This window comes from Janthinobacterium sp. AD80 (assembly GCF_002878455.1).
GTDB lineage: Bacteria > Pseudomonadota > Gammaproteobacteria > Burkholderiales > Burkholderiaceae_D > Janthinobacterium.
Window position 1 is genome coordinate 15242 of sequence record NZ_NRDQ01000062.1, and the last position, 22150, is coordinate 37391.

At 61.9% G+C, this 22150-nt stretch carries 19 protein-coding genes; 12 read left to right on the forward strand and 7 right to left on the reverse strand.

Annotation, left to right across the window (positions count from 1 at the left end; genetic code table 11):
- Nucleotides 1–183 precede the first annotated feature (183 nt).
- Both JaAD80_RS13525 and JaAD80_RS13530 read left to right on the forward strand, forming a co-directional pair.
- Nucleotides 184–1521: a dicarboxylate/amino acid:cation symporter gene (locus JaAD80_RS13525; RefSeq protein WP_258002983.1), complete on the forward strand. Its 1338-nt coding sequence runs from the start codon at nt 184–186 to the stop codon at nt 1519–1521.
- 247 nt (nt 1522–1768) lie between these two features.
- Complete coding sequence (locus JaAD80_RS13530; RefSeq protein ID WP_102294777.1) at nt 1769–2179, forward strand: DoxX family protein; 411 nt, start codon at nt 1769–1771, stop codon at nt 2177–2179.
- A gap of 52 nt (nt 2180–2231) precedes the next feature.
- Here JaAD80_RS13530 and JaAD80_RS13535 read toward each other — a convergent pair whose 3' ends face one another.
- Together JaAD80_RS13535 and JaAD80_RS13540 are read right to left on the reverse strand one after the other, a co-directional pair.
- The gene (locus tag JaAD80_RS13535; protein WP_102294725.1) at nt 2232–2882 is read right to left on the reverse strand and encodes a CoA transferase subunit B; all 651 of its coding nucleotides are present in this window, start codon (nt 2880–2882) and stop codon (nt 2232–2234) included.
- Nucleotides 2883–3038: 156 nt separating this feature from the next.
- Nucleotides 3039–3737 carry a CoA transferase subunit A gene (locus JaAD80_RS13540; RefSeq protein ID WP_102294726.1) on the reverse strand — a complete coding sequence of 233 codons (699 nt, stop codon included), beginning with the start codon at nt 3735–3737 and terminating at the stop codon, nt 3039–3041.
- 147 nt (nt 3738–3884) lie between these two features.
- Between JaAD80_RS13540 and JaAD80_RS13545 the strand changes: the two genes are divergently transcribed.
- The gene (locus tag JaAD80_RS13545) at nt 3885–4451 is read left to right on the forward strand and encodes a PAS and helix-turn-helix domain-containing protein (RefSeq protein WP_102294728.1); all 567 of its coding nucleotides are present in this window, start codon (nt 3885–3887) and stop codon (nt 4449–4451) included.
- Between the two features lie 27 nt (nt 4452–4478).
- On the opposite strand, the gene JaAD80_RS13550 is transcribed toward JaAD80_RS13545, so the two are convergent.
- The gene (locus tag JaAD80_RS13550) at nt 4479–5255 is read right to left on the reverse strand and encodes an SDR family oxidoreductase (protein WP_034752351.1); all 777 of its coding nucleotides are present in this window, start codon (nt 5253–5255) and stop codon (nt 4479–4481) included.
- A 264-nt stretch (nt 5256–5519) separates the two neighbouring features.
- On the opposite strand from JaAD80_RS13550, the gene JaAD80_RS13555 reads away from it, so the two are divergent.
- The 3 genes from JaAD80_RS13555 to JaAD80_RS13565 all read left to right on the forward strand — a co-directional run bounded on the left by JaAD80_RS13555 (nt 5520) and on the right by JaAD80_RS13565 (nt 10836).
- Nucleotides 5520–7196 (forward strand): electron transfer flavoprotein-ubiquinone oxidoreductase, encoded by a 1677-nt coding sequence (locus JaAD80_RS13555; RefSeq protein ID WP_180979411.1) that lies wholly within the window; start codon nt 5520–5522, stop codon nt 7194–7196.
- 231 nt (nt 7197–7427) lie between these two features.
- On the forward strand, nt 7428–10037 hold the full coding sequence (locus tag JaAD80_RS13560; RefSeq protein WP_102294731.1) for a tetratricopeptide repeat protein: 2610 nt from the start codon (nt 7428–7430) through the stop codon (nt 10035–10037).
- An 88-nt stretch (nt 10038–10125) separates the two neighbouring features.
- Nucleotides 10126–10836 (forward strand): acetyltransferase, encoded by a 711-nt coding sequence (locus tag JaAD80_RS13565; protein ID WP_102294733.1) that lies wholly within the window; start codon nt 10126–10128, stop codon nt 10834–10836.
- A 19-nt stretch (nt 10837–10855) separates the two neighbouring features.
- On the opposite strand, the gene JaAD80_RS13570 is transcribed toward JaAD80_RS13565, so the two are convergent.
- Entirely contained in the window at nt 10856–11515 is a 660-nt protein-coding gene (locus JaAD80_RS13570) for a NeuD/PglB/VioB family sugar acetyltransferase (protein WP_102294734.1), read from the reverse strand.
- A 257-nt stretch (nt 11516–11772) separates the two neighbouring features.
- On the opposite strand from JaAD80_RS13570, the gene JaAD80_RS13575 reads away from it, so the two are divergent.
- The 6 genes from JaAD80_RS13575 (at nt 11773) to JaAD80_RS13600 (ending at nt 18024) form a co-directional block, all read left to right on the forward strand.
- The gene (locus tag JaAD80_RS13575; protein WP_102294736.1) at nt 11773–12624 is read left to right on the forward strand and encodes a flagellin; all 852 of its coding nucleotides are present in this window, start codon (nt 11773–11775) and stop codon (nt 12622–12624) included.
- 179 nt (nt 12625–12803) lie between these two features.
- Nucleotides 12804–13655: a flagellin gene (locus JaAD80_RS13580; RefSeq protein ID WP_102294738.1), complete on the forward strand. Its 852-nt coding sequence runs from the start codon at nt 12804–12806 to the stop codon at nt 13653–13655.
- Nucleotides 13656–13875: 220 nt separating this feature from the next.
- Complete coding sequence (locus tag JaAD80_RS13585; RefSeq protein WP_102294740.1) at nt 13876–14727, forward strand: flagellin; 852 nt, start codon at nt 13876–13878, stop codon at nt 14725–14727.
- Nucleotides 14728–14926: 199 nt separating this feature from the next.
- Complete coding sequence (locus JaAD80_RS13590) at nt 14927–15805, forward strand: flagellin (RefSeq protein WP_102294741.1); 879 nt, start codon at nt 14927–14929, stop codon at nt 15803–15805.
- A 180-nt stretch (nt 15806–15985) separates the two neighbouring features.
- The gene (locus JaAD80_RS13595) at nt 15986–16864 is read left to right on the forward strand and encodes a flagellin (RefSeq protein WP_102294743.1); all 879 of its coding nucleotides are present in this window, start codon (nt 15986–15988) and stop codon (nt 16862–16864) included.
- A 59-nt stretch (nt 16865–16923) separates the two neighbouring features.
- Nucleotides 16924–18024: a hypothetical protein gene (locus JaAD80_RS13600; RefSeq protein ID WP_102294745.1), complete on the forward strand. Its 1101-nt coding sequence runs from the start codon at nt 16924–16926 to the stop codon at nt 18022–18024.
- Between the two features lie 105 nt (nt 18025–18129).
- On the opposite strand, the gene JaAD80_RS13605 is transcribed toward JaAD80_RS13600, so the two are convergent.
- Genes JaAD80_RS13605 through JaAD80_RS13615 form a run of 3 tightly spaced genes read right to left on the reverse strand, consistent with a single transcriptional unit; the run spans nt 18130 to nt 22143 of the window.
- Nucleotides 18130–20217 (reverse strand): flagellar biosynthesis protein FlhA, encoded by a 2088-nt coding sequence (locus JaAD80_RS13605; RefSeq protein WP_102294747.1) that lies wholly within the window; start codon nt 20215–20217, stop codon nt 18130–18132.
- Complete coding sequence (locus tag JaAD80_RS13610; RefSeq protein WP_102294748.1) at nt 20214–21353, reverse strand: flagellar biosynthesis protein FlhB; 1140 nt, start codon at nt 21351–21353, stop codon at nt 20214–20216. Before JaAD80_RS13610 ends, JaAD80_RS13605 begins: the two co-directional genes overlap by 4 nt.
- Complete coding sequence (locus JaAD80_RS13615) at nt 21343–22143, reverse strand: flagellar biosynthetic protein FliR (protein WP_102294750.1); 801 nt, start codon at nt 22141–22143, stop codon at nt 21343–21345. Before JaAD80_RS13615 ends, JaAD80_RS13610 begins: the two co-directional genes overlap by 11 nt.
- Nucleotides 22144–22150 lie beyond the last annotated feature (7 nt).

Genomic DNA, 22150 nt, shown 5'->3' on the forward strand with positions numbered 1-22150 from the left:
TTTGCCGGATGCCCCGCGCGTGACTCTTCGGCAGTGTAGCGCAGCGCGGGCAATGCTCCAAGCGCGCGGCTGAAATGCTGCGCCGCAGCACGCCACTGCCACGCCGCGCATGGCGCAATACCCGATATAGCGAAAATGCATATCTGCGGTTATCCACAATTGAGCCGGCCTGCCGATGGGCGGATGATCGCAGCATCAACCCGCAAGAGGAGACCACTCGTGAAAAAACCATTCTATAAAATCCTGTACGTGCAGGTGCTGTTCGCCATCGTGGCTGGCGTGCTGCTGGGGGTGTTCTACCCTTCGAACGCCGTCGACATGAAACCGCTGGGCGACGGCTTTATCAAACTCATCAAGATGATCATCGCCCCGGTCATCTTCTGTACCGTGGTCTCCGGCATCGCCGGCATGCAGGACGTCAAGAAAATCGGCCGCGTGGGCGGCAAGGCGCTGCTGTACTTTGAAGTGGTCTCCACCTTCGCGCTGGCCATCGGTTTGCTGGTTGCCAACATCCTGAAACCGGGCGCCGGCTTCAATGCCGATCCGGCCCACCTGGATGCCAAGTCGATCGCGCAATACACGCACGCCGAAGGCATGTCGACGGTGGACTTCGTGATGAACATCATCCCGAAGACCTTCGTCGATGCGTTCGCCAAGGGCGACATCCTGCAAGTGCTCCTGATCGCCATCCTGTTCGGCTTCTCGCTGTCCCTGCTGGGTGAGCGCGGCCGTCCCGTCACCAAGCTGATCGACGAGCTGTCGCATGCCATCTTCGGCATGGTCAACATCATCATGAAAGTCGCCCCGATCGGCGCGTTCGGCGCCATGGCCTTCACCATCGGCAAATACGGCCTGGCATCGCTGATCCCGCTGGCCAAACTGATGGGCTCGTTCTACCTGACCTGCTTCCTGTTCGTCTTCGTCGTGCTGGGCCTGATCGCCAAGTACACGGGCTTTTCCATCGGCCGCTTCCTGCTGTACATCAAGGAAGAACTGCTGATCGTGCTGGGCACGAGCTCGTCGGAATCGGCCCTGCCGGCCCTGATGAAAAAACTCGAGCGCCTGGGCTGCTCCAAGCCGGTCGTCGGCCTGGTCGTGCCTACCGGCTACTCGTTCAACCTGGACGGCACCAACATCTACATGACCATGGCCGCCCTGTTCGTGGCACAGGCCACCAACACGGAACTGACGATCTGGCAGGAACTGACCATCCTGGGCGTGGCGATGCTGACCTCGAAAGGCGCCTCCGGCATCACCGGCGCCGGCTTCATCACCCTGGCCGCCACCCTGGCGGTGGTACCGACGATCCCCGTAGCCGGCATGGCGCTGATCTTGGGCATTGACCGCTTCATGAGCGAATGCCGCGCGCTGACCAATTTTGTCGGCAACGGCGTGGCCACCATCGTCGTGTCGAAATGGGAAAAAGAACTGGACATGGACAAGCTGCACAGCGAGCTGGCCAATCCTACCCATCCCGCCGATGACGCGTTTGTTGCACCAGCCGTAAATATCGTCAAGTAAGCGATACCTGACAGCTGGCATCCTCCTGAAAGCCCCGCAGATCACTCTGCGGGGCTTTTTTCATGCGCGCAGACTGTTGTTGACATCATCAACAAACAGTAAATGATCCATCAATATTTAGCGCGATGATCAATGAATCAAAAATCATTACAGTACTGTCACCTGTTCGCCGCCAGGCTCCCGCATAATGACATTGCGTTAATGCAAGCCTGACACCGAACCATCCACTTTTTGAATGGAGTACGTCATGTCCCTCTCGCCCGCCGTCTACGCCACCTGGAGCCCACGCCTGCTGGGCGTGCTGCGCATCATCCTCGGCTTCCTCTTCCTGCAACACGGCACGGCCAAGCTGTTCGGCGCGCCGCACGTGGCCATGTTCGACGGCCTGCAACTGTTTTCCCTGATGGGCGCGGCCGGCGTCATCGAACTGGTGGGCGGCACCCTGCTGCTGCTCGGACTGTTCACCCGCCCCGTCGCCTTCATCCTCTCGGGCCAGATGGCGGCCGCCTATTTCATCGCGCATGCGCCTGCCGGCTTCCTGCCGATCCTGAACGGCGGCGAAATGGCCGTGATGTACTGCTTCACCTTCCTGTACTTCGCGGCGGCAGGCGCCGGCGCCTACAGCCTGGACGGCTTGCGCGGCAAGGCCGGCGCATAAAAAAAGGGCGGACATCGCTGTCCGCCCTGCTCCAATACGACGCTGCGCGTACTTACACGGCGGAAACATCCAGTTCAGCGCCCGTGGCCGCCTGCACCTGCTCCTTGGTCACGCCCGGCGCCAGCTCCACCAGCTTCAGGCCATTTTCCGTCACGTCGATCACGCCCAGGTCGCTGATGATGACATCGACCACGCCCACGCCCGTCAACGGCAGATCGCACTGTTTCAGCAGCTTGTGCGACGTCGTGCCATCCTTGGCCGTGGCCACGTGTTCCATCAGCACGACGACACGCTTGACGCCGGCGACCAGGTCCATCGCGCCGCCCATGCCCTTGACCATCTTGCCTGGAATCATCCAGTTCGCCAGGTCGCCCTTTTCCGACACTTGCATGGCGCCCAGGATGGCCAGGTTGATCTTGCCGCCACGAATCATGCCAAACGAGTCCGCCGAGCTGAAGTAGGCAGCACCGGGCAAGGCCGTCACGGTCTGCTTGCCCGCATTGATCAGGTCGGCATCGACTTCGTCATCGGTGGGAAACGGGCCGATGCCCAGCAAACCGTTTTCCGACTGCAGGAATACCTCGATATTGTCCGGCACATAGTTGGCGACCAGGGTCGGCAAGCCGATGCCCAGGTTCACATAAAAGCCATCCTGCAGCTCTTTCGCCGCACGGGCGGCCATTTCATCTCTCGTCCAAGCCATTATCATCTCCCTCAATTTTCGTGGAACGCCTGTCCAAACCTACTGCGCGGCGCGCTTTGCGGCCTGCGATGCTCACCGTACTAAAGTACGGTTGCGCTTCTTAGCCACAAATCACTGCCGCTCGCTACGGTTTTGCCATGCGTAATCTTCTATTTATTAGTCCGTGCGCACGGTGCGCTGCTCGATGCGTTTTTCCGGGTTCGCGTTGACCACGATGCGGTGGACGAAGATGCTCGGCGTGTGGACCTGGTCCGGGTCGACCTCGCCCACTTCCACCAGTTTTTCCACTTCGACGATGGTGATCTTGCCGGCCATGGCCACGTTCGGGTTGAAATTGCGCGCCGTCTTGCGATAGACCAAGTTGCCAGCGCGGTCAGCCATGTAGGCTTTCACCAGGGACACATCGGCCACCAGGCTGCGTTCCATCACATATTGTTCGCCGTCGAATTCGCGCAGTTCCTTGCCGTCGGCAACGATGGTGCCCACGCCCGTCTTGGTGAAGAAGGCGGGGATGCCGGCGCCACCGGCGCGCAGTTTTTCGGCCAGGGTGCCTTGCGGCGTGAATTCCAGTTCCAGTTCACCGGCCAGGTACTGGCGCGCGAATTCCTTGTTTTCACCCACGTAGGAGGCGATCATTTTCTTGATCTGGCGCGTGGTCAAGAGCTGGCCCAGGCCGAAGCCGTCCACGCCGGCATTATTTGAAATGGCCGTCAGGCCCGTCACGCCGGAATCGCGCAAGGCAGCGATCAGGGCTTCGGGAATGCCGCACAGGCCGAAGCCGCCGACGGCGATGGTCTGGCCATCTTGGACGATACCGGCCAGCGCCGAAGCGGCGTCAGGATAAACTTTATTCATGGGTGTCCCTCTATCTTTTGTTAAGCTTTGGTCTTGAGTCCATGACTCAGGCAGCGACTCAGCATAAAATACGCGAGTGGAAAGTACAATACCGTAGAACTACCGGCGCCGTGCCGGCAATCCCCCTGTGAGAGTGATACGCATCAGATGAACGCCGCGTCAGCCATCGATTATGAAAGCATCTTCCTGCACGCGCCCGTGGGCATGTGCATGTCGGAAAACCGCATCATGCGCAGCTGCAATGAAGCGCTGGCCGGCATGTTCGGTTACGCGCGCAGCGAACTCGACGGCCAGTCGTTCGAAGTACTCTACCCCACGCACGATGAATTCCTGCGCACCGGTGAACGCATTATCCCCATCATGAACGCCAAGGGGCGCTATTCGGACGAACGCATCATGCGCCGCGGTAATGGGGAACTGTTCTGGTGCCACGTCACGGGCCATGCCATGCTGTCGGCACAGCCGCTGGGCGCGGGCATCTGGACGTTCGAGGATGTCAGCGAGAAGCGTCCCGTGACGGCGGAACTGACGCCGCGCGAGCGCGAGATCGCCGCGCTGCTGGTGGAAGGCAAGACCAGCAAGCTGATCGCCCGCCAGATCGACCTCAGCCCCCGCACGGTGGAAATGCACCGCGCCAAGCTGATGCGAAAATTCGCCGCCTCGACGTCGTCCGAACTCGTGCACAAGCTGGTGGGACTGCAGCTGCCGCGCTAGGCGCAGCTGCCGCAGTGACTGCCTGGCTTAAAACGTGCTCATGCCGCCGTCCGCTGAAATGATGGCGCCATTGATGAAATGCGAATCCTCGCCCGCCAGCAGCAACAGCAGGCCGTCGAGGTCTTCCGGCTTGCCCGGACGTTTATTCGGCAGCATTTCGATCAGTTTCTTGCCCTGCTCGGTGGCGAAATAATCCTCGTTGATTTCCGTGGAAATATAGCCGGGGCAAATGGCGTTGGTATTGATGCCGTATTTGCCCCACTCCACCGCCATGGCGCGCGTCATGTGCACCATGCCCGCCTTGCTCATGCAGTACACGCCGATCTGCGGCAGCACCTGCAAACCCGCCATCGAGGCGATATTGATGATGCGGTGCTGTTTTTTCGGGTCGCCCTTGGCGCGCGCGATCATGCGCTTGGCCGTTTGCTGGGCCACGAAGAACGATCCGCGCAGGTTGGTGTCCATCACGAACGAGTAATCTTCGGGCGTGACGTCGACCAGGCGTTGCGTGGTGGACACACCGGAATTGTTGACGAGGATATCGATGGGGCCCGCTTCCGTTTCCGCATGCGCGATGGCCGACTTGATGCTGGCGAAGTCCGTCACGTCGAGCGACACCACGTGCGCGGCGCCGCCATCGGCTTCGATCTCGGCGCGCAACTCCTTCAGGCGTTCGGTGCGGCGCGAAGCCAGCACGACCTGGGCGCCCGCCTGGGCCAGCACTTTCGCAAAGCGCGCGCCGAGGCCGCTCGATGCGCCGGTAATCAGGGCAATCTTGCCCTCGAAATTGACTTCTATGCCCACGAGCTACTCCTGTTTTATTTTAGACAATACTTTACGCCGCGCCTATGGCACAGGGGCAAAATCGCCCGCGGCGCACTTGAGCAAAAGTAAACGCCATCATTACACAAAATGGCTGGATTTAGATTGCGGCGTGGGGCAATGTCACGCAAAATGGCGCCAAAGTTGCAATCCTCGCCAAAAACAAGCACACTCGTGCTTAAATTTCCCCGATGATGCTTTAATCCCTATCCTTGCTACCTAATTGAGTGACTATAAATCGAGACCATGACACAGCCTAATAACTTAGTTGAACAGTACGGACCGCGCGACACCATGGAGTATGACGTGGTGATCGTGGGCGGCGGCCCCGCAGGTCTGGCGGCGGCGATCCGCCTGAAACAGCTGGCCGCTGAAAAGAGCCAGGAAGTGTCCGTCTGCGTGCTGGAAAAAGGCGGCGAACTGGGCGCGCATATCCTGTCGGGCGCCATCATGGACCCGAAAGCCCTGACCGAACTGATCCCGAACTGGAAAGAACTGGGCGCGCCGCTGAACACGGAAGTGACGGAAGACCGCATCCTGTTCCTGACCGAAACGAAAGCCTATAAAACGCCGAACTTCGCCGTGCCGGCCTGCTTTGAAAACCATGGCAACTATATTGTCTCGCTGGGCAATGTGGTGCGCTGGATGGGCCAGCAGGCGGAAAACCTGGGCGTGGAAATCTTCCCCGGCTTCCCTGCCGCGGAAATCCTCTACAACGACGACGGCTCCGTAAAGGGCGTGGCGACCGGCAACATGGGCGTCAAGCGCGACGGCGAGCCGGGCCCCGACTTCCAGCTGGGCATGGAATTGCACGCCAAGTACACCTTGTTCGCCGAAGGCGCGCGCGGTCACCTGGGCAAGCAATTGATGGCCAAGTATGACTTGAACGCCGGCAAGGACCCGCAATCGTACGGCATCGGCATCAAGGAATTGTGGGAAATCGACCCGGCGCAGCACAAGCCGGGCCTGGTGATTCACTCGAGCGGCTGGCCGCTGGACACGAAAACCTACGGCGGCTCCTTCCTGTACCACCTGGAAAACAACCAGGTGATGGTCGGCTACGTCGTGGGCCTGAACTACGAGAACCCTTACCTGTCGCCGTACGAGGAATTCCAGCGCTACAAGACGCATCCGGAAATCCGCAAGTTCTTCGAAGGCGGCAAGCGCATCTCGTACGGCGCGCGCGCGATCGCGGCCGGCGGCCTGCAATCGTTGCCGAAACTGGTATTCGCCGGCGGCGCGCTGATCGGCTGCGATGCGGGCTTCCTGAACATGAGCCGCATCAAGGGCAGCCACGCAGCCATCAAGAGCGGCATGCTGGCGGCCGACGCGGCCTTCGGCGCGCTGGGCGAATCGCGCCAGCACGACGAACTGGCGAGCTACCCTGCCGCCTTCGAGAAATCCTGGCTGCATGAAGAGTTGCACGTGGCGCGCAACGTCAAGCCATGGCTGTCGAAGGGCTTGTACCTGGGCAGCCTGATGACGGGTATCGACCAGCTGATCTTCCGCGGCAAGGCGCCGTGGACCCTGCACCACTCGCATGGCGACCACGAATGCCTGAAGCCGGCGGCCCAGTCGAAAAAGATCGTGTATCCGAAACCCGATGGCAAGCTGACGTTCGACAAGATGTCCTCCGTCTTCATCTCGAACACGAATCACGCGGAAGACCAGCCCATCCACCTGACCTTGAAGAACGCCAGCGTGCCCGTCGACGTCAACCTGGCCACGTATGCGGGTCCGGAAGCGCGTTACTGTCCCGCCGGCGTGTACGAGTTCGTGAAGAACGACGACGGCGCCGAACGCCTGCAGATCAATGCACAGAACTGCGTGCACTGTAAAACCTGCGACATCAAGGACCCGACGCAAAACATCGTCTGGGTCACGCCGGAAGGCGGCGGCGGTCCCAACTATCCGAACATGTAAGGCCGCAGGCAGCGCCGTGCGCGCTGACCGCCACGCACCACAGCGCGCTCGCCCCTGGCAGCGCGCTGTTTTTTTTGACATAAGCACCATGCTTTCCGCCGTACTTTGGTGCTCCAGCAACACCGCACACGCAACGCAACGCTATTCGCCATCAAAAACCGCCCACAAAGTTTCCCATGGGCACTTTCAGCAGTTACAATTCCCGTTGCTAAACATTTCCACACCCCCGCCATGAACGCCAACGTTCCTCCAGAAGTCCCCCTCGATACCGAATTGCAGCAAGCGCTTGCCGCGCACCAGGCTGGCCAATACGCCGAAGCCGAAGCGCTGTACCTGGCCATTCTGCAGGCGCAGCCCTACCACGCGATTGCCAATCACAATCTCGGTTTGCTGGCGGGCCAGCTGGGCCAGCCCGCTGCCGGCTTGCCATATCTGCACAAGGCACTGTCGGTCAATCCCGACGAAGGGCAGTTCTGGCTGTCGTACGCGAATGGCTTGCTGCAGGCGGAGCGGCCCGACGAGGCGCTGGAGATTGTCGAGACGGCGATAGGCCGCGGGCTCGACAACGCCGCCTCGCAAGCGCTGCGCCAGCAGGCGCGCGATGCCATCGCGCTGGCGGCGCTGTCGCCCACGCAGGAGGAAGCGGCGCCCATCGTGGCCCTGTACCAGAGCGGCGAATTTGCGCAGATGGAAGATGCCAGCCGCACGCTGCTGCTGCAATATCCGCAAGCGCCATGGGTGTGGAGCGTGCTGGGCACTGCCCTGCAGGCACAAGGCAAGGATGCGTTCGCCGTACTGAAGCGCACGGTGGAACTGGCGCCGCACGACGCCCAGGCGCATGGCAACCTGGGCAACGCCTGGCAGACGGCCGGCAAGCTCGATGAAGCAATGGCCAGCTATCTGCGGGCACTGGAAATTGATCCGGATTTCCCGGAAGCGCACAACAATCTGGGCAGCGTGCTGCGCGTGCTGGACCGTCCGGAGGAAGCGCAGGACAGCTTCCGCAAGGCGATCGCGCTGCGGCCCGACTATGCCAAAGCCCGCTTCAACCTGGGCAATGTGCTGAAAGACGCGAAACAGTATGCGCAGGCGGTGGAAGAATACCGCGCCGCCAGCCTGTTGCTGCCGGACGACGCGGAAATCCAGAATAGCCTGGGCAGTGCCTTGCGCATGGACAAGGCCTATGACGAAGCCATCGACTGCTTCGCGCAGGCCGTGGCCTTGAAGCCCGATTATGCCGACGCGCATTTCAACCTGGGCACCACCATGCTGGCCGCGCAGCGCGACGCCGAGGCCGTCGTCGCCCTGGGCAAGGCGGTTGAAAACGAGCCGGACAACCATGAGCTGCACTTTTATCTGGGCAATGCGCTGAGAAACACGACACAGCCGGAAAAAGCCATGGCGAGCTTTCGCCAGGCGCTGGCGCTGAAAGAGGACTTTATCTCGGCGGAAATCAACCTGTGCTCGATGCTGCAGATCCACGGCGCGCTGGAAGACGCCATCGCCAGCGCCTACCGCGCGCGCAAGATCGGCCCGAAGCACCCCACCGGCCATACCAGCCTGCTGTTTTGCCTCAGCCACAGTGACGAGCTGGACGCGGCGGCGCTGTTTGCCGAACACCGCAAGTTCGGCGAGGAGTTCGAACCCGCATTGCGGCCGCACTGGCCCGAGCATGGCAACACGCGCGATCCGCAGCGCCGCCTGCGGGTCGGTTTTGTCTCGGGCGACTTCAATGAACACGTAGTGGCCAATTTCGTCGTGCCCGTCATCTCGAAACTGGCAGAAAGCGCGCAGCTGTCGCTGTATGGCTACTATAACAATTCGCGCTTCGACAGCGCCACCGAGCGCCTGAAGCAATACCTCGTACATTGGAACGACATCGTGGAAATGTCGGATCAGGAAGCCTTCGCCCGCATACGCGAAGATGAAATCGATATCCTCATCGACCTGTCGGGCCACACGGCGTTCAACCGCCTGATGCTGTTTGCCATGAAACCGGCGCCGATCCAGGCCAGCTGGATCGGCTATCCGGGCTCGACTGGCCTGCAAGCCATGGATTACTACATTGCCGACCGCTACTTCACGCCGCCGGACATCGTCGGCCCCTACATGACGGAAAAGCTGGCGCTGCTGCCCGCCTGCCTGCCGTTCCTGCCGTCGGCGCTGTCGCCGGCCATCGAGCAGGCGCCGGCACTGTCGAACGGCTACCTCACGTTCGGCAGCTTCAATCGCTTGAGCAAGCTCAATCGCGGTGTCGTCAGGCGCTGGGCCAAGCTGCTGCATGCCTTGCCGACCGCCAAAATGCTGCTGGGCGCCATGCACAAGCAAAGCGACCACGACACCTTGGCGCAATGGTTCGCCGAAGACGGCATTCCGTTGGAGCGGCTGAGCTTCCACCAGCGCACGCACCTGGGCAATTACCTGGCGTTGCACCAGCAGATCGACGTGTGCCTCGATACCTACCCGTACACGGGCGGCACCACCACCATGCATGCGCTGTGGATGGGCGTGCCAACGCTGACCTTGGCCGGGGACACGGTTGCCAGCCGGGCCGGTGCCTGCATCCTCGAACACGTCGGCCTGGGCTCGTTTGTCGCCACAGATGACGACGATTTCGTGAACAAGGGGAAATTCCTTTCAAATAACATCGTGCAACTGGCCGCCTTGCGCGCCACCATGCGCCAGCGCCTGGAAGAGTCGGCCATTGGCCAGCCGGCACTGATCGCGGAAGGGTTCGAGCAAGCCCTGCGGGCCATGTGGCAGCGCTGGTGCGACGGCCTGCCGGCGCAGACCTTCGAGATCGAACGCCTGGCGGGCGGCGCGCCGGATGCCATGAAGTAAGCAGCGCCGCGGCACACCGGATACCGGCCAGGCGCAGCACGCGCCTGGCTGCCCTTGCTTTCCCATTTACCAGAAGAACATCATCCCGATGGACATTTCCACTGATCTCGATTTTGCCGGCACCAGCGACAGCCACCCCTGGGCGGCGCAATTTACCGTGCTCACCTATGCTGGCGGCGGCTACAGCCTGATCCCCCTGCGCTTCTTCCGCGACTGGCTCGACCTTCCCGTCGAGCACTGCCACTTCCAGATCGGCCGCTGCTCGGCGCTGGGCGTCGATTCCATCGCCAAATATGACGGCACGACACAGTCGCTGCGCATCGGGCGCTTTGTCTCGGGTGGCTCGCGCCTGCGCTTCATCCTCAATGGCCAGCACGAGACACGCACCATCTCCACGTATATGTTCACCATCGCCGGCAAGGACCTTGTCCATCCAAATCCGCCGCAGTATGGCGACAGCATCATCAAGAACGACGTCTGGATCGGCGACGAAGTCATGATGCTGGGCGGCGGCATCATTGAAAACGGCTGCATCATCGCCGCCCGCTCCGTACTGCCGCCGAACTTCCGCTCCGAGCCGTATGGCATCTACGCCGGCGCGCCGGCAAAGCTCGTGCGCTTCCGTTTTTCGGAAGCCGTGCGCGCCGTCCTGCTGGAACTGGCCTGGTGGGACATGCCCTTGAGCTGGATACGCGACAACAACACCGCCTTCCTGCAAGACCTGACGGCCGATGAACCCGCCGCCCTGGCCACGCTGGCGCAACTGCTCGCCAGCCGCAAGCAGGCCGCTGCCGCGTAAGCGGCGCCATAGACGGGATTTACAGGTACTTTTCGCCGATGACGCGGCTGCGGATGGTACGTGCCGGTGCGCCATAACTAACGCACAAGTCGCCCACGGGCCGCGTCACCACGGCGCCGGCGCCGACCACACTGTGTTCGCCCACCCGCATGCGCTGCAGCAGCAAGGCGCCCATGCCGAGCGCACTGCAGCTGCCCAGCGAGGCATTACCGCCGGTGGCCGCCGCAGGCGCCAGGCTGGAAAAAGCGGCCATCACCGAATCATGGTCCAGCGAGGCGCGCGTATTGACGATGCAGCCCTGCCCCACTTCGCACTGCGGATTGATCACCGCGCCGGCCATCACCACGCTGCCGGCTCCCAGGCGCACCGCCTTGCCGATGCTCGCCTGCGGATGCACCGCCGTGACGAACTGCAGCTGCGGGCACAAGGCCGCCACCACCGCCGTCACCCTGGCGCGCACGTGGTTGTCACCGATGGCTACCAGCACGCCACCCAGGGCATGCTGGTCCGCCAGCGCCGGCAGATCCGCCTCGGCGCCCAGCACACGATAAGCGAGCGTTTCTTCGCCAACGGCGCGGAACGCGTCGATCAGGCCCACGATCGTGTGCAATCCCTCGCGTTCGACCACGTCAATGACCACCTTCGCATGGCCCGACGAGCCAACAATTACAATATTCATATCACTACCCCGAGTAAGGCGTGGTCCGTTCGACAACGGCACGCGTGTGGAGTATGCGGCATTTCACCGGCCCCTTACCAGCCCCGGCGCGCAAAAAAAAGGCCGTTTCCCGGTGCCGGCCACGGGGCAATCATAAAAAAAACGCATAAAGATAAAAGAATTTCTCAAAAGCATTTAATTTCGGCCTGCATGGCGTCGCCTTGTCATGGGGAGAGCACCTGTCGGTCGCTCCGAACCAATACCACTGGAGTTACCCTATGCTGAGCCTTCACACCAACAACGCATCGCTGTCCGCACAGAACTCGATCGCCAAGACCCAATCGCAACTGTCGACCTCGATGACCCGCCTGAGCACCGGCTACCGCATCAACTCGGCCATGGATGACGCAGCCGGCCTGCAGATCGCCACCCGCCTGAAAGCACAAACCAGCGGCATGACCGTTGCCATGAGCAACACGCAAAACAGCACCTCGCTGCTGCAAACGGCTGAAGGCGCGTTCGCCGAAGTCACCAACATGCTGGTACGCATGAAGGATCTGGCCACGCAAGCTGCCGATGCCTCGTCGAACAGCGCCGACAAGACCGCCATGCAGGCGGAATACGACGCACTGGGCCTGGAACTGTCCAACGTCATGAACAACACCACCTTCGGCGGCCAGAAACTGCTGACCGGCGGCACCATCGCCAGCTCGATGACCTTCCAGATCGGCGCCGCCAAATCGGAAACCATGAGCATCAACCTGTCGTCGGCCATGAGCGCCGTCGGTTCGGCACTGAGCTCGGCCGCCGCCAACTTCAACGCCGCCGCCGTCGGCACGGAACTGACGTCGAACGCCAACGCCGCCATCGGCAGCCTGGTATCGGCCATCGACAGCATCAGCACCGTGCGTTCCGCACTGGGCGCCGCCGCCAACCGCCTTGACCACGTCAACAGCAACCTGTCGAACATCGCCACCAACACCAAAGCCGCTACCGGCCGCATCATGGACGTTGACTTCGCCACCGAAAGCTCGAATATGACGTCGTCGCAAATGCTGCTGCAAGCTGGCACCGCGATGCTGAAACAAAGCAACAGCATGTCCTCGATGGTCATGTCCTTGCTGCAATAATACTGAACGGCGCCACGCGCCCGCCAGACAGCCCCGGCAAGCGACTGCCGGGGCTTTTTTATGGCCAGACGGAAAAATTTCCTTGCGGCATTTAATGAAGCGCTCAGCAGGGTCGCCTTGTAGTGCTGAGGGCATGAAATCACTGCCCCTCGACGAATTTACCTAACAGGAGCAATACCATGCTGAGCCTTCACACCAACAACGCATCGCTGTCCGCACAGAACTCGATCGCCAAGACCCAATCGCAACTGTCGACCTCGATGACCCGCCTGAGCACCGGCTACCGCATCAACTCTGCCATGGATGACGCAGCCGGCCTGCAGATCGCCACCCGCCTGAAAGCACAAACCAGCGGCATGACCGTTGCCATGAGCAACACGCAAAACAGCACCTCGCTGCTGCAAACGGCTGAAGGCGCATTCGCCGAAGTCACCAACATGCTGGTGCGCATGAAGGATCTGGCCACGCAAGCTGCCGATGCCTCGTCGAATGCCGCCGACAAGACCGCCATGCAGGCGGAATATGACGCACTGGGCCTGGAACTGTCCAACGTCATGAACAACACCACCTTCGGCGGCCAGAAGCTGCTGACCGGCGGCACCATCGCCACCTCGATGACCTTCCAGATCGGCGCCGCCAAATCGGAAACCATGAGCATCAACCTGTCGACCGCCATGAGCAGCGTCGGCTCGGCACTGAGCGCGGCCGCCGCCAACTTCAGCGCGGCCGCCGTCGGCACCGAACTGACAGCCAACGCCAACGCCGCCATCGGCAGCCTGGTATCGGCCATCGACAGCATCAGCACCGTGCGTTCGGCACTGGGCGCCGCCGCCAACCGCCTTGACCACGTCAACAGCAACCTGTCGAACATCGCCACCAACACCAAGGCCGCGACCGGCCGCATCATGGACGTTGACTTCGCCACTGAAAGCTCGAACATGACGTCGTCGCAAATGCTGCTGCAAGCCGGCACCGCGATGCTGAAACAAAGCAACAGCATGTCCTCGATGGTCATGTCCTTGCTGCAATAATATTGCCGTACCCAGCTTAGCCTGGCCGCTTGCGGCCGGCGGCACGAAGCCAGACTGCGGTCTGGCTTTTTTTATGCCCGCCTGTTTGTATCGTGTGCGCATAAGTAAATAAGAAAATTTCCATACGGCATTTAATAACAGGCAAGAAATAGTCGTCTTGTACTGATGAGGGCAAGAAATCGCTGCCCCTCGACGAACCTACCTAAACAGGAGCAACACCATGCTGAGCCTTCACACCAACAACGCATCGCTGTCCGCACAGAATTCGATCTCGAAGACCCAATCGCAACTGTCGACCTCGATGACCCGCCTGAGCACCGGCTACCGCATCAATTCGGCCATGGACGACGCAGCCGGCCTGCAGATCGCCACGCGCCTGAAAGCGCAGACCAGCGGCATGACCGTTGCCATGAGCAACACGCAAAACAGCACCTCGCTGCTGCAAACGGCTGAAGGCGCGTTTGCCGAAGTCACCAACATGCTGGTGCGCATGAAGGATCTGGCCACGCAAGCTGCCGATGCCTCGTCGAACACCGCCGACAAAGACGCCATGCAAGCCGAATACGACGCACTGGGCCTGGAACTGGCCAACGTCATGAACAACTCGACCTTCGGCGGCCAGAAACTGCTGACGGGCGGCACCATCGCCAGCGCGATGACCTTCCAGATCGGTGCCGCGCAATCGGAAACCATGACCATCAACCTGGGCACGTCGATGACCAGCGTGGCCACGGCCCTGGGTTCGGCTACCGCCAACTTCGCCGGCACCGCAGGCGGCACGGAACTGAAAACGCTGGCCAACACGGCCATCGGCAGCCTGATTTCGGCCATCGACAGCATCAGCACCGTGCGTTCCGCACTGGGCGCCGCCGCCAACCGCCTTGACCACGTCAACAGCAACCTGTCGAACATCGCCACCAACACCAAGGCCGCTACCGGCCGCATCATGGACGTCGACTTCGCCACCGAAAGCTCGAACATGACGTCGTCGCAAATGCTGCTGCAAGCTGGCACCGCGATGCTGAAGCAAAGCAACAGCATGTCCTCGATGGTCATGTCCTTGCTGCAATAATATTGCCGTACCCAGCTCAGCCTGGCCGCTTGCGGCCGGCGGCACGAAGCCAGACCGCGGTCTGGCTTTTTTTTCGCCGCATTATTTGTTTAAATTATTTCCGCGAAGAATTTAACATTTCCAGCCTGCCGGTCGCCTGGCATGTATGAGGACGAAAAATACCGCGTCCTGCAATGCATTTACCAACAGGAGTTACCACATGCTGAGCCTACACACCAACAACGCATCGCTGTCCGCACAGAACTCGATCGCCAAGACCCAATCGCAACTGTCGACCTCGATGACACGCTTGTCCACAGGCTACCGCATCAATTCGGCCATGGATGACGCAGCCGGCCTGCAGATCGCCACGCGCCTGAAAGCACAAACCAGCGGCATGGCCGTTGCCATGAGCAACACACAAAACAGCACCTCGATGCTGCAAACGGCCGAAGGCGCTTTCGCCGAAGTCACCAACATGCTGGTGCGCATGAAAGACCTGGCCACGCAAGCGGCCGATGCTTCCTCGAACCAGGCTGACCGTACGGCCATGCAAGCTGAATACGATGCGCTGGGCACCGAGCTGTACAACGTCATGACCAACACCACCTACGGCGGCAGCCTGCTGCTGGGCGATGGCTCGGCCGCTGCCAAAGGCACGCTGTCGGCAGCGATGACGTTCCAGATCGGCGCCAGCGCGTCGGAAAAAATGGGCTTCACGGTGGCAACCGACATGGGTACGCTAAACACCACGCTGACCGGTGTTTCCGCCAACTTCGCCGCCACCGCCCCGGGCGGCGCGGAACTGACCACCAACGCCGCGGCCAACGCCACCATCGACAAGCTGGCCACCGCCATCGGCAACGTCAGCACCGTGCGTTCCGCACTGGGCGCCGCCGCCAACCGTCTCGACCACGTCAACAGCAACCTGTCGAACATCGCCACCAACACCAAGGCCGCGACCGGCCGCATCATGGACGTTGATTTCGCCACCGAAAGCTCGAACATGACGTCGTCGCAGATGCTGCTGCAAGCGGGCACCGCGATGCTGAAGCAAAGCAACAGCATGTCCTCGATGGTCATGTCCCTGCTGCAATAATATTGCCGTACACAGCTCAGCCTGGCCGCTTGCGGCCGGCGGCACGAAGCCAGACCGCGGTCTGGCTTTTTTTTGGCAAACATATTTTTTTAACTATATTTTCATCGTACTTAACAATGTTGCCGCAATGGTCGCCTATACAAGGTAGAACGCCATTCAACCCTAGACGAAAGCCGCCACGTGCTGAGCATCCATACCAATCTCGCCGCACTGTACGCCCAGAGCGCCGCTTCCAGCGCGCAAAGCCGGCTGTCGACGTCGATGACACGCCTGAGCACGGGCTTTCGCATCAACTCGGCCATGGATGACGCGGCGGGCCTGCAGATCGCCACGCGCCTGAGCGCGCAGGTGAGCGGCATGACGGTAGCCATGCGCAACACGCAGAACAGCACCTCGCTGCTGCAAACGGCCGAAGGCGCGTTCGGCGAAGTGACGGACATGCTGATGCGCATGAAGGACATGGCGACGCAGGCGGCGGATGCATCCTCCAACCAGCTCGACCGCGATGCCATGCAGGCCGAATACGACGCGCTGGGCCTGGAACTGTACAACGTCATGACCAACACGACCTACGGCGGCAGCTTGTTGCTGGGTAATGGCACGGCCGGCAAAGGCACCCTGTCGCAGACACTGACCTTCCAGATTGGCGCCAGCAGCAGCGAAACGATGCAGATGAGCGTGGAAGGCAAGATGAGTGACCTCGACATCGCCCTGAAAGCGCTGTCGGCCAACTTTGCGCCTACAGGCACGGCAGGCACGGAATTTGGCAGCAACAGCAGCGCCAACAGCATGATCGACCTGCTGTCCAAGGCGCTCGACCAGGTGGGCGGCGTGCGCTCGGCCCTGGGCGCCACCGCCAACCGCCTCGAACACGTGCACAGCAACCTGGCCAACATGGTCACTAACACCAAGGCCGCCATCGGCCGCATCATGGATGTCGACTATGCGGCCGAAAGCGCCAACATGGCGTCGGCGCAGATGCAGTTACAGGCCAGCACGGCCATGATCAAGCAAAGCCAGAGCATGCAGAAAATGATACTGTCTCTGCTGCAACCGTAAGGGCTGGCATGGCCTGAGCGGCCAGCTTTATTGATAGACTTTCACCTGGAAGCAGTGGCATGGCGATAGACCGCATTTCCTCGGGCAACCCGGTTCCCCTGATTACCCAGCGCTTCGACGTCAGCCCGGCCACGCCGATGGTGCCGGGCGTGGTGCAGCCGCTGGTGCCCGTCGGCCCCTACATGGCGCCCGCCCCCGATGCGGGCACCCTGCCCGCCCAGCTGCAGCAAAAAGGCCAGGACAGCCTGGCGGCCCTGATCAAGCCGAACGCCGATGGCTTGGGTGCCACGCCGCGCGACAGCAGCGCCATGCAGGTCAATCAACTGTTCTTTACGCGCCAGCTCGTGTGGCAGCCGCCCGACGCGGCCCAGCTGGCAGCCTCCTGGCGCGTGATGGTCAAGACCTATGGCGAGCAGTATGCCGCCCTGCAGGAGCAGGCGCGCGGCCAGCATGTGCCGGGCAACCTGTTCATGGCCGACCAGCAGCCGGCCCTGCTGCGCGAAGGTCCGCGTCCGCCATTGACGGTCGATAGCGAAGCCTGGCGCTTTGCCGTGTACGGCTGGGGCGGCCAGCGCCTGCTGCTGCGCGTGCTGGCCAGCGACGAGGACGAGCAAGCATCGCAGCCCAAACGCCGCGGCAAGGTGGCGCTGCGCGTGGAACTGATCATCATCGGCATCGGCAGGGTCGTCATCCAGATGGAACCGGCCGGCGACGGCGTGCTGCTGGAACTGGCCGCCGACGAGGAAAGCGCCCTGCACCACCTGCGAATGGCCCTGCCCGAGATCGCCGACGCCGTGCGGCGCGCCGGCCTGCGCGTGGTGCGCTGCCGCCTGAACCGCCAGCTGCACGCCCAGCGCGTGCACGGCAACTACCCGATGCAGGCGGCTGCCGCCGCGCTGTCGCTGCCGCTGTTCCGCGCCATGGCCGAAGTGGCGCTGCTGCTGACGCAGCCGGAAGCGGAAACGGCCGCCGCACCCGACGAGCCCGCCCAGCCGGCCGCCGAGGCGGAAGAAGAGATTATCGTCTCGAAGGAAGTGGCAGCGCCGCTCGATTACGACTATGGCGACGAGGACGATGAAACGGCGCCAGGCGCCAGCGTGCTGCTGCTGGCTGACGGCCAGGAACACGCGCTGCTGCCGCCGATCGACGAGCAGGATTGATGCGGCAGGTTTGCTGCGGCAGGATTGATGCAGCAGGTTTGATGCAGCAGGATTGATGCGGCAAAAAAAACGGCGCCCGCAGCGCCGTTTTTTCATTTTTCCGGTTTACCCCACCGTGCCGATGATGCTCACTTCACGGTTTTCCGGGATCTCGTTATACGACAGCACGTGCAGGCCCGGCGCGAACAGGCGCGCGTAGCGGGCCAGCAGCGGACGGATCTGCGGCAGCACCAGCAGCAGCGGCGGCGTGGCCTGCTGCTTCATCTGCTCGCGCGCCACCGGCATGTTCACTTGCAGCTGCGACAGCAGGTGCGGGTCGATCGGATAGTTATCCAAGGTCACCTTGCCCGACTGGCGCGCCTGGTTCAGGGAACCGAGCAGCATGTTTTCCAGCTCGCCGCCCAGGTTAAACGCCTGCATTTCCATCTTCTGGCCGAACAGGCCGCTGACGATCTGGCGCCGCAGCGCGCAGCGCACTTCGGCCGCCAGCAGGATCGGGTCCTTGGTGGTCTCCGAACTGTCGAGCAAGGTGGTGGCGATCGGCACGATATCCTTCAAGGACACGTTCTCGGCCAGCAAGACACGGAACACGCGCAGCATCTGCGTGTGCGTCAGGGCCTTGTCCAGCGCGCCCGCCAGCTTCGGCGACAGGGCCGTCAGGCGTTCCATCATGTTGGTGACATCTTCGTGGCGGAACAGTTCCGGCAGGTACTCGCGCACCATCTTCGACAAGTGCGTGGCGATCACGCTGGGCGCCTCGATGACCTGGTAGCCCAGGCCCAGCGCATGCGCCTTCTCGCTCGGCTCGATCCAGGTGACGGGCATGCCATACGCGGGTTCGATGCCGGGAATGCCGTCAAGCTGGCCATACACGTTCGGCGACGGGATCGCCATCAGGCGCTCGGCCTGCACTTCCGCCTGCGCCACCACGGTGCCCGACAGCACGATCGCGTATTGCGACGGCTTCAGCGACAGGTCGTCGCGCACGCCGATATTCGGCAGCAGCAAGCCCATGGCTTCGGACAGGCTCTGGCGCACGCCCTTGACGCGCTTGGTCAGCGGTTCGCCTTGCGTCTTGTCGACCATGCCGACCAGCTTGTAGCCGAGCATCACCATCAGGGGCTGCACGGCAGGCAATTGCTGCCACTCCAGTTCAGCAGGCTTGTCGTCGCGCAAGGCCGCCTCGATGGCCGCGATGCCGGCCGCGTCCGGCCCCTTCACGCGCTTGGTCAATCGCCAGGCCACAAAGGCCAGTACGCCCGCAAAGGTCATGAACATGAACCACGGCATGCCCGGGATCAGGGCCAGCGCCACCATCATGCCCGCCGCGCTGAAGATCACCGTCGGCGAGGTCAGCACCTGGCCTGCCACCTGCTGCTCGAAATCGCCCGAATCGCTGATACGCGTGACCAGGATCGCAGCGGCGGCCGACAGCAGCAGCGCGGGGATCTGCGCCACCAGGCCATCACCGATGGTCAGCAGCGCGTACTGGCGGAAAGCATCGCCGAACGACAGGTCGTGCATCAGCGAGCCGATGGCCACGCCGCCGACCATGTTGATGATCAAAATCAAAATACTGGCGACAGCATCGCCGCGCACGAACTTCGAGGCACCGTCCATGGCGCCGTAGAAATCCGCTTCGGCGGCCACGTCCTTGCGGCGGATCTGGGCTTTTTCCTGGTTGATCAGGCCGGCGTTCAGGTCGGCGTCGATCGCCATCTGCTTGCCCGGCAAGGCATCCAGCGTGAAGCGCGCGGACACTTCGGAAATACGTTCGGCGCCCTTGGTGACGACGGCGAAGTTGATGATCATCAAGATCACGAAGACCACGATACCGACAACGAAGTTGCCACCGATGACCACGTTACCGAAGGCCTCGATCACCTTACCGGCCGCGTCCGCGCCCGTATGGCCGTGCAGCAGCACCACGCGCGTGGACGCCACGTTGAGCGTCAGCCTGAGCATGGTGGTGGCCAGGATCACCGTCGGGAAGACGGAGAAGTCGAGCGGCCGCTTGGCCGAGACGCTGACCAGGATGATGATCAGGGCCAGCACGATATTGAAGGTGAACAAGATATCGAGCAGCACCGGCGGCAGCGGCAAGATGATCATCGCCAGGATCACCAGCAGGAACAGCGGCGTGGCGAACTTGTGGCGGCGCATTTCGGCAACCAGTCGGTTCAGGAAATTCATGAAGGTACTACCTCGCTCAAATGAGATGGCACGACCACCTCGGTGGGGAATGGGGGCTGGGCGGCACGCTGCCCAGAACGAAATGCTTTCAGCTGCAGTATGTAATTGAGCACCTGCGACACGGCCTGGTACAGCTGCACGGGAATCTGCTGCTGCACCTGGCTGGTGTTGTAGATGGCGCGCGCCAGCGGCGGCAGTTCCAGCGTCTCGATATGGTGCTCCTTCGCCACTTGCCGGATGTACAGCGCCATCTCGTCGACGCCCTTGGCGACGACAAACGGCGCCTCGGCGCGGTCCTGGTCATATTTCAATGCGACGGCGTAATGCTCGGGATTGACGATCACCACGTCGGCGCCGGGCACGGTCTTGCGCACGCTGCGCCGGCCGATCTGCTGCTGCAGCTGGCGGATGCGCTGGCGCACTTCCGGGCGCCCTTCGCTGCTTTTATGTTCTTCCTTGACATCCTGCTTGCTCATGCGCTGGTTGCGGGCAAAGAAAAACGCCTGCGCCGGCACGTCGATGATGGCGAACAGGATGAAGACGGAAATCAGGGCCATCAGGCCGTCGAGCATCAGCGAGGAGCCGTCGAGCATGGCCTGGGTCAGCGGGCGGTGCTGCAAATCCACGTATTGCGCCAGGCTGGAGCGGCTGACATGCACCAGCACCATGCACAGCACCACGGCCTTAGCAATCGAGATGACAAACTCGAACGCATGCTTGGGCGCGAACAGGCGCCCCAGGTTCTTGGCCGGGCTCAGGCGTTCCATCTTCGGCATCCAGTTTTTCGTGCTGATGACCCAGCCGCCGGGCACCAGCGAGCCGAGCACGACGAACAGGGGCACGCAGAACAGCGGCACGACCATCTTGATCAGCAGGCTGACCGAGGTGGTAAACGCCATCGACATGGCATTTTCCAGCGCGCCCTTGCTGTCGAGCGGCATGAAGGCCATGGCGAACAGTTCGCGGAACGATTCCAGGTAACCGGGCAGCAGGTAGATGAAGACCTTCATGCTGATCAGGATGCCCAGCGCCGTCGACAGGTCGCGCGAGCGCACCACCTGCCCTTCCTGGCGCGACTTCTTCAGCTTTTGCTGTGACGCCTTTTCTGTTTTGTCGCCATTGCTGCTATCCGCCATGGGCCACCCGCATCTGTTCGGCGATCATGTCCAGCACGCGGTTGGTCATGGCGATATAGTGTTCCGGCACGAAACGCACGATCTGCGTCAGCATCAGCAGGCCGAACACGGTAATCATGGAAAAACCCAGCGAAAACAGGTTCAGCGACGGCGCCACCCGGTTCAGGAAGCCAAAGCCCAGCTGCACCACCATGGTGGAAAAGACGATCGGCATGGCCAGCAGCATGGCGGCGGCGAAAATCCACGCCACGTTGTAGGCCACCGTCTGCAGCAGCAGCGGGCCATAGCCCTGCCCCACGGGCCAGGCCTTGAAGCTGGCGCCGATCACGCCTGTCAGCACCAGGTGGCCGTCGACGGCGAAAAACACGATCATGCACATGATGGTGAGCAAGCCCGAGACGACGTCCGAGGAGGTGCCGTTGAGCGGGTCATTCATGACGGCCATGGAAAAGCCCGCCTGGCTGGAGATCAGGTAGCCGAGCACCGACATCACCGACATGGCAAAGTGAAACGCCAGGCCCAGCACGAAGCCGACGACGGCCTGCTCCAGGGTGGCGACGATGGCGTGCAGCGAAAAGGGATCGATCTTCAGCAATTCCTGCGAGGCGCCCGACGCTTGCATGACGGGCAGCATGAGGATGGCCAGGATCAGCGACAGCAGGATGCGCACGGGCGGCGGCACCATGGCGTCGCCGATCACGGGCGAGGCGCTGAGCATGGCCAGGATGCGGCAGAACGGCCACCACACGGCCAGCAGAAACGGCAGCACCTGATTGAAAATCTGATCCATGGGCGCG